Raw genomic sequence first — 13341 nt, forward strand, 5'->3', positions numbered from 1 at the left:
TCGTCGGCATAAACACATAACGATACAATCTGCTGCCGCCAGCCCCGGCCGCGGGAAGCCGTGGCGCCGATGACGTATAATTTCAGACCGCCCGAACCGTGCCGCCCTTGCGCACGTCTATTGAAAGCCCACCATGACTGCCCCGAAACACGCCCCCTCCCCGATCGAACGCCAGCTGCGCAATATCCTGTCGCGCCGCATCATGATCCTGGATGGCGCGATGGGCACCATCATCCAGCAATACAAGCTCGACGAAGCGGCCTACCGCGGCGGACCAGGCGGCCGCTTTGCCGATTTCGCGGCGCCGGCAGGCGCGGGCAACCGCGAGCTCTTCGTGAAGGGCAACAATGAATTGCTCACGCTGACCCAGCCGCAGGTGATCCAGGAAATCCACGAGCGCTACCTCGCGGCTGGCGCCGACCTGATCGAGACGAACACCTTCGGCGCCACCAGCGTGGCCCAGGACGACTACCACATGGGCCACCTGGCCTATGAGATGAACGTCGAAGCCGCGAAACTCGCGCGCGCCGCCTGCGACAAGTACAGCAGTGCCGACAAGCCGCGCTTCGTCGCCGGCGCCCTCGGCCCGACCCCGAAGACGGCCTCGATCTCGCCTGACGTCAACGACCCGGCGGCACGTAACATCACTTTCGATCAATTGGTCACGAGCTACCACGAGCAGGTACGCGGCCTGGTCGACGGCGGGGTCGATGTGCTGCTGGTCGAAACCATTTTCGACACCTTGAACTGCAAGGCCGCGCTGTTCGCCATCGACCTGTATTTCGACGAGCACCCGGAGACGCCACGCAAACCCATCATGATCTCGGGCACGGTCACCGATGCATCGGGCCGCATCCTGTCGGGCCAGACCGTGGAAGCCTTCTGGAATTCGGTGCGCCACGCCAAGCCGCTGACCGTGGGCCTGAACTGCGCCCTGGGCGCGGCCCTGATGCGTCCGTATGCCGAGGAGTTGTCGCGCATCGCCGACACCTTTGTCTGCATCTACCCGAACGCCGGCCTGCCCAACCCGATGAACGACACCGGCTTCGACGAACTGCCGGCCGATACCTCGGCCCTGCTGCGCGAATTCGCCGATGCCGGTTTCGTCAACATCGCCGGCGGCTGCTGCGGCACCACGCCGGAACACATCGCGGCCATCGGCGAACTGCTGTCGACCGCCACGCCGCGTGCGATTCCCGACGTGCCGGTGGCGATGCGCCTGTCGGGCCTGGAGCCGTTCACGGTCGACGACGCTTCGCTGTTCGTGAACGTCGGCGAGCGCACCAACGTCACCGGCTCGAAAGCGTTCGCGCGCATGATCCTGAACGAGCAGTTCGACGAAGCCTTGTCGGTGGCGCGCCAGCAGGTGGAAAACGGCGCCCAGGTCATCGACATCAACATGGACGAGGCGATGCTCGATTCGCAGGCGGCCATGACGCGCTTCCTGAACCTGATCGCGTCGGAACCGGACATCTCACGCGTGCCGATCATGATCGACTCGTCGAAATGGAGCGTGATCGAGGCCGGCCTGAAGTGCGTGCAGGGCAAGGCCATCGTCAACTCGATTTCCATGAAAGAAGGCGAGGAAGAATTCCTGCGCCAGGCCGTCTTGTGCCGCCGCTACGGCGCCGCCGTGATCGTCATGGCTTTCGACGAAATGGGCCAGGCCGATACCTTCGAGCGCAAGATCGAGATCTGCAAGCGCGCGTATGAGGTGCTGACGCAGAAGGTCGGCTTCCCGCCGGAAGACATCATCTTCGACCCGAACATCTTTGCCATTGCCACCGGCATCGAAGAGCACAACAACTACGCCAACGACTTCATCAACGCCACACGCTGGATTCGCGAGCACCTGCCGCACGCGAAAGTGTCGGGCGGCGTGTCGAACGTGTCGTTCTCGTTCCGCGGCAACGACCCGGCGCGCGAAGCCATCCACACCGTCTTCCTGTACCACGCGATCCAGGCCGGCATGACCATGGGCATCGTGAATGCCGGCATGGTCGGCGTCTACGACGATTTGCCTGCGGAGTTGCGCGAGCGCGTGGAAGACGTGGTGCTGAACCGCCGCGACGATGCCACCGAGCGCATGATCGAATTCGCCGGCACCCTGAAGGCCGGCGGCGGCAAGCAGGAGCAGAACCTGGAGTGGCGTAATGCCCCCGTGGAAAAGCGCCTGGCGCACGCGCTGGTGCACGGGATCACGCAATGGATCGTGGAAGACACCGAGGAAGCGCGCCAGGCCGTGCTCGCTGCCAACGGCCGCCCGATCAACGTCATCGAAGGCCCGCTGATGGCCGGCATGGACATCGTCGGCGACCTCTTCGGCCAAGGGAAGATGTTCCTGCCGCAGGTGGTGAAATCGGCGCGCGTCATGAAACAGGCTGTGGCCCACCTGGTGCCGTTCATCGAAGAAGAAAAAGCCGCCGAGGAAGCACGCACCGGCATCGTGGCCAAGCCGAAGGGCAAGATCGTGATCGCCACCGTGAAGGGCGACGTCCACGACATCGGCAAGAACATCGTCTCGGTGGTCCTGCAGTGCAATAACTTCGAGATCGTGAACATGGGCGTGATGGTGCCCTGCTCGGACATCCTGGCCAAAGCGAAGGAAGAGAACGCCGACATCGTCGGCCTGTCCGGCCTGATCACGCCGTCGCTGGAAGAAATGGCCCACGTGGCACGCGAGATGCAACGCGACCCGTGGTTCCGCGAGCGCCAGATTCCGCTGCTGATCGGCGGCGCCACCACCAGCCGCGCCCACACCGCCGTGAAGATCGCGCCGCACTACGATGGCCCGGTGGTCTACGTGCCGGATGCCTCGCGTTCGGTGTCGGTCGGCCAGTCGCTGCTGACCGAAGACACGCGCGCCCAGTACATGGCCGAGATCAAGGCCGACTACGAGCGCATCCGCGTGCAGCACGCCAGCAAGAAGGCGCTGCCGACCGTCACGCTGGCCCAGGCGCGCGCGAACAAGGCCAAACTGGACTTCGCGCCGGTCAAGCCGAAGTTCATCGGGCGCCGCCTGTTCAAGAACGTCGACCTCGGCACCCTGGCGCGCTACATCGACTGGGGTCCCTTCTTCCAGACCTGGGACCTGGCCGGCCCCTACCCTGCCATCCTCACCGACGAAGTCGTGGGCGAAGCGGCGACCAAGGTGTTTGCCGAAGGCCAGGCCATGCTGAAGAAAATCATCGAAGGCCGCTGGCTGACGGCGAACGGCGCGATTGCCCTGCTGCCGGCCAACAGCGTGCGCGACGACGACATCGAGATCTATACCGACGAATCGCGTGCGCAGGTGGCCTTCACCTGGCACGGCTTGCGCCAGCAGGGCGTGAAACCGGTGGTCGATGGCGTGCAGCGCCCGAACCAGTGCCTGGCCGACTTCATCGCGCCCAAGGAATCGGGCGTGGCAGACTACATTGGCATGTTCGCCGTGACCGCGGGCCTGGGCATTGAGAAGCACGAGCAGCGCTTCGAGGATGCGCACGACGATTACTCGTCGATCATGCTCAAGGCCCTGGCCGACCGCCTGGCCGAAGCCTTTGCCGAATGGCTGCACGAGCGCGTGCGTACCGACCTCTGGGGCTATGCGACGGGCGAAGACCTGGACAACGTCGAACTGATCGCCGAGGAATATGTCGGCATCCGTCCGGCGCCGGGCTACCCGGCTTGCCCCGAGCACACGGTCAAGAAAGAATTGTTCGAGACCCTGCAGGCGGAAGAAATCGGCATGCAGCTGACCGAGTCGTACGCCATGTATCCGGGCGCGGCGGTGTCGGGCTTCTACTTCTCGCACCCCGAGTCGAAGTATTTCGTGGTCGGCAAGATCAACGACGACCAGGTCGCGGACATGGCGGGGCGCCGCGGCATGGACAAGCTTGAAGTGGAGCGCCACCTGGCGCCGAACCTGTCCTGAGCCTCGCAGCGGCCCTGCGGCAAGCTGTCTCGTTTGGCCTGTAAAAGCAGCCTCTTTTTGTCTTTTTTGTCGAGTTTTTTTTCGCGACAAAACGAGACAAGAATAGCCAGGATGCGCAGGTCAAACGAGACACGATTTCACAGGGTCCTCAAAGCACCTCCTCCTCCCTACCCCGTTAGCGCATTGGTTCGAAACAATTGCTCCCGCTTGAGGCTCGCGCTTGAGGCTCCCGCTTGAGGCTCGCGCTCGGTGCCAAGCTAGTGTCCCTTACCTCCGAAGAATTGCTCCTGCCGCGCCTGCCGTACACACCCGCTGCCTCGAAACAATTGCCCCAGCCCGCACGCCCGTCCAGCAGCCAAGCCTCCTCCTTGCCAAACCGCCTTGTGCTGGCATAACCCTGGCACCAGCAAACTGCCACGTCCAGGACACAGAACTTTCTGGCTTTTCGATTGCCTAACCTGAGGGACCTCGGTCCCGCAAGGAGAACATCATGGCAATGCATCTTTCCACCAGGCGCTGGCAGGACCAGGCAATCCTGCTGCTGGGCGTCTGGCTGTTCGTCTCGCCCTGGGTGCTGGGCTACCCGAGCGAATCGCCGCCGGCGGTGAACGCCTTCATCGCAGGCGCCATCATCGTCGCCCTCGCCGCTTTCGATCTCTACAAGACCTACGTCTGGGCCGTGCTCGTCAACATCGTGGTGGGTGCCTGGGTGGCGGTGTCGCCGTGGCTGGTCGACGTCATTTCCGACCGTGCCATGAGCGCCAGCATGCTAATCGTGGGGCTGGCCACCATCGTGCTGGGTTTGTGGGAAATGCGCACCGATCCGGACCTGCACCAGCAGTGGATCGGTACTTAAGCTTTTGATGCGGCCTCTGATACGACCTCTGATGCGGCCTCAACCGTAGCGTGGGCACGCCGTGCCCACGCTGTTACGTGTGTCTCCGCAGTCGGCAGGGGTAGCGTATCTCTCGCAAACCCGACACCAGCCACTACAGCGCGTAGCGCACCACCTTGTCGCTCCATTCGAAAGCGGCCATTTCGAGTTCGACGAGTTCATCCCCGCTGTCGGCCAGTTCGCCCAGCACCGGCAGCATCTCGTCGCCCTCTTCCATGCGCTCGAGCGATTCGGCCAGGCGCAGCAGTTCGCCAAAGAAGCCGCTTCGCTTGACCAGCGCGGCGGCCACTTCCTCGCTTACCGGGATCTGCTCGACCAGGTCAGCCATCGGCACCGAGAACAGCGCATCCATCAGCGACATGATGCCGACCGTAAAGGCGACGTCGGCCACCTGCCGCTGCCCCGGGCGCAGGCGCTGGGCCAGCAGCTCCATCAGGCGCGCGCGGGTGCTGGCCAGCATCAGCAGCGGCGTTTGCGTGTGCCCGCGCGTGCCCGGCTCGGCATACAGCATGATCTGCAGCCAGCGCTGCAACTGGCGCCGGCCCAGCACGATCAGGGCCTGGCTCAGCGAATCGATGCGCTGGCGCAGGCCGGCGGCCGGCGTGTTCACGATGCGCAGCAAATTCACGGCCAGCGAGACGTCGCGCTTGATGGCGCGCTCGATCTCGATGTTGTCGGCGTCCGAGGTCACCAGGTTCATCAGCTCCATCAGCGCCAGCTGCGACGGCGACAGCTTGCGCCCGGCGAGCACCGACGGTTTGGCGAAGTAATAGCCCTGGAAGTAATCGAAACCGAGATCGAGGCAGGTGCGGTATTCGGCCTGGCTTTCCACCTTTTCCGCGATCAGGCGTTTGCCGGTGCCGCGCAGGCGCGGCACGATGGCCAGCATGCTTACTACCGGCGTCGCGCGCAAATCGACCTTCACGAAGTCGAGCAGCGGCAGCAGGCGGCCCAGGCGGCTGCCGTGGCTGGAGGCCTCGGCGGCGAAGCGGAAGCCGTGCCCGGACAGCTCGGCCAGGCGCCACAGCACGGCGTCGGTGGCTTCCACCGAACCCGTCAGTTCGAGCACCGTGCGCTCGCGCGGCAGGAAGGCGAAGATGTCGCTCATCAACACCTCGGTGTCGACGTTCAGGAAGGCGCAGGCATCGCCCACCGCGCGCGGCAGGCCGAGCTGGGCCGCATGGGCCAGCACGCCGGCGCTCGCGGCCAGGCCGGAATCGATCTCGGCGTTGCCATCGGCGCGGTTGCGGAACAGCAGTTCATAGCCGAACAGGGCCTGGTTGCGGTCGAGCAGCGGCTGGCGCGCCAGGTAGAAGTTGCGTAGTTGCAGAGGCTGGGATGCCTGGTCGAGGCTGGCGGTATCGGTCATCGCGTTCCCGGGAGAGGTTCAAGCCGTCCACTCTACCCGATTCTCAACAATTAGTGAATTTTTGGCATCGCCATACGGCAAAAAAAGATGCCGTAATGCCAAATTTAAAGCGCAAGGGGCGCGCCATCGACGAACACCTTGAGTTCGCCGGCCTCGAAATGCGTCCAGCTTTCGTTGTTGGTCAGCGGTTCCGTCACGATGATGGCGACCCGGTCGTTCGGCGTCGTCACCTGGGAAAAGTCAACCGACAGGTCTTCGTCGGAGAGGCAGGCGGCGGTGAACGGGTACTGGCGCACGATGTAGCAGAGCTTGGTCGAGCAATGCGCGAACAGGGCCGTGCCGTCGGACAGCATCATGTTGAAGGTGCCGTAGGCGGCGATCTCGCGCACGAGTTCCTGCAGGGCCGCATGCAGCGCGTCGCGCCCGGGCAGGCTGTCGCCGAAGCGGCGCCGCAGTTCCTGCAGCAGGTAGCAGAAGGCGAGTTCGCTGTCGGTGTTACCCACCGGACGGAAGGCGCCGTCGAGTGCCGGTGCGAATTCTTTCAGGTCGCCGTTGTGGGCGAAGACCCAGTAGCGGCCCCAGAGTTCGCGCACGAACGGATGGCAATTCTCGAGCGCCACCTGGCCTTGCGTGGCCTTGCGGATGTGGGCGATGACGTTGGTCGACTTGATCGGGTAACGCTTGATGAGCTCGGCAATCGGCGAGGCGATCGCGGCCTGGTGGTCGACGAAATGGCGTACGCCGGCGCCTTCGAAAAAGGCGATGCCCCAGCCATCGTGGTGGGTGTCGGTGCGGCCGCCGCGGTGGGCGAAGCCGGTGAAGGAGAACACAATGTCGGTCGGGACATTGCAGTTCATTGCAAGAAGTTGGCACATGGCAGGCAGCTTACCATGGGGCCTTGCGGGCAGGAGCGGCATCGGGCACTTGTGCCGGGCCGCTCCTTGGGTGTGCCGCCATCACGGGCGGCGCGTTGTGCTGGATGGACTCGCCTGAAAACGCTTTGTCGCGGGGCTTAATGCAGCACCACCGGTTGGCTCATCAGGGTGTCGTAGGAACCGAGGAAATCGTCGATTTCTTCCATGGTGGGTTCGCTGGCGATGAGGTTGTTGACGTCGCGCCGGAACGATTGTGCCAGTTTGCCGCCGATGAACGCTTCGCGACGGCCAGCCTTGTCGACGATTTCGTAACCGCCGAAGCGCAGGGCTTCGAGGTCGCGATCGACGCCAAATTCGACCACGCTGTACTGTTCGCTGTTGTAGATCATGTTCATGATGACTCCTTCTCTCGGTCAGAGTGTTGGACCAGCCACGCGGCGGCGGGCGGCTGGCTTCGACTTCAGTGAAGAGGTGGGGCTGCGCGAACCGATTTCAAGTGTACCGGTCCGGCGTCAGTGATAACAATTGATCGTATGGTGAGCTACTTAACCATGATCGCAACTGACCCAGGTGTTCGCCGCTGGCCAGGCCGATGAACAGGCGTTTCGGCCGCTGGCGCAAGAGACGGTTCAATGTAACACGCATCACGAGATTTCCCGCGCAGCACAGGCAACCGGGCGCGATGCGTGCGAGCAGCAGCGTGGGAGAAGGTTCCAGCAGGAGTGTGCCGTCGGGCAGGCCTTCGAGGATGACGGCGGTTGCGCCCTCATCAAGGGCTGGATCGAACAGGGCGGCAATCGCCGCCTCGCGCCGGCCGGCGCTGGCACCCGTGACGATGGTGGCCGGGATGGGAAGCGAAGCGCCGGCGCGGGCGCCGGCAGCCGTCACCCGCCGCGCTTGCCGAGCTTGCCCGGCTCGACGCCCAGTTGCTTGAGCTTGCGGTACAGGTGGGTACGCTCGAGGCCGGTCTTTTCGGCCACGCGCGTCATGCTGCCGCCTTCGCGCCCCAGGTGGTGCTCGAAGTACATGCGCTCGAAGGCGTCGCGCGCTTCGCGCAGCGGCAAGTCGAACGACAGCGTATAGCCTTGCGTTTCGCCGTGGCCGACCACGCCCACGCGCGCGCCGTTCATCGGCGCCGGCATCGGCGGCGGTGCGTACATCGGGCTGCTTGCCACCGGCATGGCTTCCACCACCGGCGGCGGCATCACCGGGCGCGGCGGCGGGCTCGGCGCGCGCGCCACTTCCTGGGCGCGGGTCAGGCCCTGCTGCACGGCCTTCAGCAGCTTTTGCAGCGCAATCGGCTTTTCCAGGAAATTCAGGGCGCCGATGCGGGTGGCTTCCACCGCCGTATCGATCGTCGCGTGGCCCGACATCATGATGACCGGCATGGTCAGCAAGCCGTCGCGCTGCCACTCCTTGAGCAGGGTGACGCCGTCGGTATCGGGCATCCAGATATCGAGCAGGACCAGGTCGGGTGCGCCGGCCGCGCGCGCTTCGCGTGCCTGCTGCGCGTTTTCCGCCAGCGTGATTGCGTGGCCTTCGTCTCCCAGAATTTCCGAGAGCAGCTCGCGGATGCCCATTTCATCATCAACTACGAGTATGTTCGCCATCTTTTGCCTTCCGTCTCCGCCCGTTTTAACGTTCGTGATTTTATGCCTGATTTACACTTCGGCCAAGTTCGCCTCTTGTGCTAACTTTAACAGCAAAATGAATACCGACGCGCCACTTCCGTCCGGACGGTTCTGGATATCGATGCGGCCGCCGTGTTCGTCGACGATCTTCTTCACCATCGGCAGGCCGAGACCGGTGCCGCGCGCCTTCGATGTGACGTAGGGTTCAAAGGCGCGCGCCAGGATTTTCGGCGCGAAGCCGGGGCCGTTGTCCATGATCGCCAGGCGCACCGCGGTGCCGGCCGCGCCGTCGGCGCCGGTGTAGTGGATGATCTCGGTGGCGACGTCGATGCGCGGGGCCGGTGCCGCCGTGGATGGATTCTGTCCGCGGTCGACCAGCGCATCCTGGGCATTCTGCAGCAGGTTGTGGATCACCTGGCGCAACTGGGTGGCGTCGCCCATCACCTGCGGCAGGTCCGGCGCCAGCGCGGCGTGGATGATGTCGGACGCATCCTCGGCCAGGTAAAGATTCAGGATCTGCTCGATCAGCCCGTTCAGATCGAGCGGTTCGAGCACCGCCGGCGGCGTGCGCGCGTAGTCGCGGAAGTCGTCGACCATGCGCTTCATGGCGTCGACCTGGTTCACGATGGTGGAGGTGGCGCGCGCCAGCAGCGCGGCATCGCCGGCTTCCAGCTTGTCTTCCAGCTTCATCTGCAGGCGTTCGGCCGACAGCTGGATCGGCGTGAGCGGGTTCTTGATCTCGTGCGCCAGGCGGCGCGCCACCTCGCCCCAGGCCACCGAGCGCTGGGCCGAGATCACGTCGGAGATATCGTCGAACACCACGATGAAGCCGCTGCCCGCCCCCACCGGCAGGCGCGAGCCGCGCGCCAGCAGGGTGGTGTCGTGGTCTTCGCCCGGACGCGGGATCTCGATCTGCTGCTGCCAGTGGGTGCGCTGGCGCGCGCCGGCGGCCGACTGCGCGCTCTGCGCCGAAAAGGCGCGCGTCACGCAGTTGGCGAACACTTCCAGGCCGCCGATCTTGTGCAGCGGGCCGGCCAGGTTGCAGTGCTCCATCTGCAGGATGCGGCAGGCGGCGTCGTTCGAGTTCACCACCGTGCCTTCGGCGTCAAGCACCAGCACGCCGGCCGACATGTTGGCCAGCACCGACTCCAGGTGGGCCTTGGCGCTTTGCAGGGCCGAGCGGTTGCGCTCGACGGCGCTCCTGGCCTCGAACAGCTGGCCGGTCATGGCATTGAAGGACTGCGTCAGCGTGCCCAGTTCGTCGCTGGTTTCGACGATCGGGCGCGGCGACAGGTCGCCCTCGGCCACCGCCTGCGTGCCCTCGGCCAGGACCAGCAGCGGCTGGGCCAGGTTCCCGGCGATCAGCACCGCGCTGCCGATGGCGCCGAAGATCGCCAGCAGCAGGGTCAAGGTCAGGGTGCGGATGTACATCTGCTGCAGGCCTTCGCGCGCCACCGAGCGCTGGCGGTATTCGCTGAAGGCGCTGCGCAGGACCTCGGCATTCGTGGCCAGGTTCACCGGCACCGCCTGCATCATCTGCAGGTAGCGCGGCGCCATGCCGGGCGGCTCGGGCACGGCCAGCACCACGCGCAGGCGCAGGCCGGTGGCGGCGTCGAGCGCATTCGGGGTGTCGTTGCCGGCCTCGCGGAAGTCGAGTTCGATGCCGCCCTCGGGCCGCGCGTAACCGCCCGGCATGGCAGCCTGGCGCAGCATCTGCGGGCTCGGCAAGTCGGGAGTGAGATCGGCGCGCCGGTCTTCGCTGGCGCTGGCCACGAGCTTGCCGTCGGCGTCGAGCAGCATCGCGCTCTGCATGCCGTCGATGCCGTGGATCGCCTGCGACAGCGCCAGCTGGGCGCCGAAGTCGCTCTGCCCCGACAGCGTTGCCGACACGGTCTGGGCGCCCGCCACCAGGTCGGCCTGCGCTTCGTCGAGCGCGGCGCGGCCCAGGTTCAGGCCCGAGGACAGCGCCGCCTCGATCTTGACGTCGAACCAGGATTCGATCGAATGCGAGACGAACTGCACCGACACCATGAAGATCACCAGGCCGGGCAGGATGCCGATGCAGGCGAACAGCAGCACCAGGCGCGCCATCAGGCGCGAGCCGAAGCGCTTGGCCTTGTAGCGCGAATACAGGCGGCCGAGGGCCACCACCACCAGGATCAGCAGCAGGAAGGCGATGGTGGCGTTCAGCCCCAGCAGCCAGGAGTAGTAGCGGTCGAAGAAGCCGGAGTTGTCGGAAGCCGAGGCGAGCAGGAACAGCAGGATCGAGACGACCGCCCCGCCGACCACCAGCGCGTAGCGCAGGGCCTGGTTCACGCCTGCCTCCCTTTACTCCGCACGGTAATTGAACGTCTTCCTGTTCGAGGCAAGGCGCCAGTCGGCATTCGAAAAGGCGCTCACCTGCAGGGGTTTCTGCAGGTAGTCGCGGTCCATGAACATGCGCAGGCTGACTTCATAGGTCTCGCCATGCTTCAGGGCGCCCTTGGGGGCGATCGACCAGCGGCCCGGGCGGCGGATCTGGAACATCGCCTCGTCCAGGGTCTGGAAGGTTTGCTGGACGCTGCCCACCGCCGCCACGTAGTACTGGCGCAGCAGGACGTCGTAGGAAATGCTGACCGTGCGCTTGGCGAACACGGCGCGCTCGTCGCGCCAGTACCAGCGCGGGCGCACGAGTTCGATTTCGGTGGTGAAGTAGAGCTTGACGCCGTGCTGCAGGGCGTCCTCGAGTTCGCGGCTGAGATCGAACGAGTAGTTGGCGGCCAGGCGGTAGCCATCGTCGCCGGCCTCGATTTTCGCCATCGTGATGTCGATCCCGTCGGCCGCCTGCGCCGTTGCGCACGCGAAGACCAGCAGCAGCTGGCAGGCGAGGAGGCGGAAAAATCGTAAAGTCACAGGTGGCCGGAACCTAAATTAATCGAGCGTGTTATCGAGCATTACTGCGGGAGCTTCCTACGCCCCCTTCTTGTGGAAGAGCGCATAGAACAGACCGTCATGATCGAGCCCGGCGCCACTCACGGGAAGCAGCTGGCCTGGCGCATCGAGGCGGGTGGCGTCGTTGTGGCGCGCCGCGAACGCGGCCGCCTGCGCCTCCGATTCCTGGGGCCAGAGCGAACATGTCACAAACAGCAATTTACCATCGGGCCGCAACATCTGCCAAAGATTGTCGAGTATCTCCGCGGAAAGTGTTGTAAGTTGGCGCGTGTCGGTCTTGCGGCGCAGCCAGCGGATATCCGGGTGGCGGCGCACGATGCCCGAAGCGGTGCACGGCACGTCGGCCAGGATGCGGTCGTACTGACGGCCATCCCACCAGTCCCGGGCCTGGGCTTCGGCCGCCACCAGCGTGGCTTCCAGGCCCAGGCGGCCGAGGTTGTCCCCCACCCGTTTCAGGCGCTGCGGGTCGGCGTCGACCGCGGTCAGCTCGACGTCCGCCAGCTCGAGGATGTGGCCGCTCTTGCCGCCCGGCGCGGCGCAGGCATCGAGCACGCGCATGCCGCGCTCCAGGCCGAGCAGCGGCGCGGCCAGCTGGGCGCCGGCATCCTGCACCGACACCAGGCCGTCGTGGAAGCCGGGAATCTGGGCCACGTTCACGGCCTGCTTCAGGCGCAGGGCCTGCGGGCCGACCTGGTCGAAAGCCACGCCCTCTTCCCGCAGCCGCTGGCCATAGTCCTCGACAGAGGTCTTGCGCGTATTCACGCGCAGGGTCAGCGGCGGATGGGTGTTGCCGGCCGCGAGAATGGCTTCCCAGTCCTTTGGATAGGCGGCGCGGGTGGCGTCGATCCACCACTGTGGGTAGTTCCATTGCGCGAACGGATCGGCCAGCGCCTGCTTCACCAGTTGTTCGCGCTCGCGCAGGAAGCGGCGCAGCACGGCGTTCACCATCGCCTTGGCGTGGGCGAAGTCCGGGTGGCTGGCGGCGGCCGTGACGGCCTGGTCGACCACGGTAAAGGCTTCATAAGGCGCCTCGCCCTCGGCCGGGTCGAGCAGCGCCAGGGCGCAGCACAGCAGGCCGGAAAGCTGCGGCGCGTCCGGCGCCTTGGTCGTCATCAGGCCGAGCAGGGTTTCGCTGCGGCCCATCTGGCGCATGCTGCGGTAGGCCAGGTCCTGAATCGCGCCGCGCGCCTGGGGCGTGACGCCGAAGACCGCAAACACGTGCGCCAGCGCCTGCGGCAGCGCGGTGCCGGCGCCGACCTGGGCGATGGCGTTCGACGCGCCCAGCAGGGCCAGGGCCAGCGAATCGGCCGGCAGGTCCGGCACGTAGTCGGGCTGGAACTGCTGCTTCACTTCGTAGCTGGGTTTGGGCCTGTCCTGCGGCTGTTCGCGCGGCGGGCGCGGCGGCGCGGCACGCTTGACCTCGGACGCCCTGCCCTGTCCTGCACCTGGCTTCGTGCCCTGCGCGCCCGGTTTGCCGGCGGGCTTGGCATACTGGGCCGCGGGATTGGCCGGCTTGCGCGGCGCCGGCTTGGCGGCACTGCCGGACTTGGGTTTGATGGTGAGCGTAGGGCGCTTGTCGGTCATGGTGACGGGTCAATACGGAAAGGCGACATTGTAACGGCACAGCCTTTGGCTGCGCTTAAAGCTCGCTTGCAGCCGGGCCGCCGGGCGTATTCGGCGTTGCAGCAAACCAGTATAATGAACCTTGATTGCCGTGGCCGCGCGCC

10 protein-coding genes are annotated in these 13341 nt (G+C 65.5%); 2 read left to right on the forward strand and 8 right to left on the reverse strand.

What is annotated here, in order from left to right:
* Window positions 1–133 precede the first annotated feature (133 nt).
* On the forward strand, window positions 134–3913 hold the full coding sequence (metH, locus tag LK540_RS15380) for a methionine synthase (protein WP_229438180.1): 3780 nt from the start codon (window positions 134–136) through the stop codon (window positions 3911–3913).
* Between the two features lie 490 nt (window positions 3914–4403).
* Entirely contained in the window at window positions 4404–4769 is a 366-nt protein-coding gene (locus tag LK540_RS15385; protein WP_229438181.1) for an SPW repeat protein, read from the forward strand.
* Window positions 4770–4902: 133 nt separating this feature from the next.
* Here LK540_RS15385 and LK540_RS15390 read toward each other — a convergent pair whose 3' ends face one another.
* From LK540_RS15390 to rsmB, 8 genes are all read right to left on the reverse strand, one after another.
* Entirely contained in the window at window positions 4903–6177 is a 1275-nt protein-coding gene (locus tag LK540_RS15390) for an EAL and HDOD domain-containing protein (protein WP_229438182.1), read from the reverse strand.
* Between the two features lie 104 nt (window positions 6178–6281).
* On the reverse strand, window positions 6282–7052 hold the full coding sequence (locus LK540_RS15395) for a class II glutamine amidotransferase (RefSeq protein WP_229438183.1): 771 nt from the start codon (window positions 7050–7052) through the stop codon (window positions 6282–6284).
* 137 nt (window positions 7053–7189) lie between these two features.
* The gene (locus LK540_RS15400) at window positions 7190–7447 is read right to left on the reverse strand and encodes a DUF3567 domain-containing protein (RefSeq protein WP_027865841.1); all 258 of its coding nucleotides are present in this window, start codon (window positions 7445–7447) and stop codon (window positions 7190–7192) included.
* Between the two features lie 97 nt (window positions 7448–7544).
* Window positions 7545–7940 (reverse strand): GTPase, encoded by a 396-nt coding sequence (locus LK540_RS15405; RefSeq protein WP_229438184.1) that lies wholly within the window; start codon window positions 7938–7940, stop codon window positions 7545–7547.
* Window positions 7937–8662, reverse strand: coding sequence for a response regulator (locus tag LK540_RS15410; protein WP_229438185.1), 726 nt, complete (start codon window positions 8660–8662; stop codon window positions 7937–7939). The genes LK540_RS15405 and LK540_RS15410 overlap by 4 nt, the downstream gene beginning before the upstream one ends.
* Before the next feature lie 51 nt (window positions 8663–8713).
* Window positions 8714–10999, reverse strand: a complete 2286-nt coding sequence (locus LK540_RS15415; protein WP_229438186.1) for an ATP-binding protein — start codon at window positions 10997–10999, stop codon at window positions 8714–8716.
* A gap of 12 nt (window positions 11000–11011) precedes the next feature.
* Window positions 11012–11575 carry a DUF4390 domain-containing protein gene (locus LK540_RS15420; protein WP_229438187.1) on the reverse strand — a complete coding sequence of 188 codons (564 nt, stop codon included), beginning with the start codon at window positions 11573–11575 and terminating at the stop codon, window positions 11012–11014.
* Window positions 11576–11632: 57 nt separating this feature from the next.
* Complete coding sequence (rsmB, locus tag LK540_RS15425; protein ID WP_229438188.1) at window positions 11633–13198, reverse strand: 16S rRNA (cytosine(967)-C(5))-methyltransferase RsmB; 1566 nt, start codon at window positions 13196–13198, stop codon at window positions 11633–11635.
* Window positions 13199–13341: the final 143 nt, after the last annotated feature.

Source organism: Massilia sp. IC2-278, from assembly GCF_020708045.1.
GTDB lineage: Bacteria > Pseudomonadota > Gammaproteobacteria > Burkholderiales > Burkholderiaceae_D > Telluria.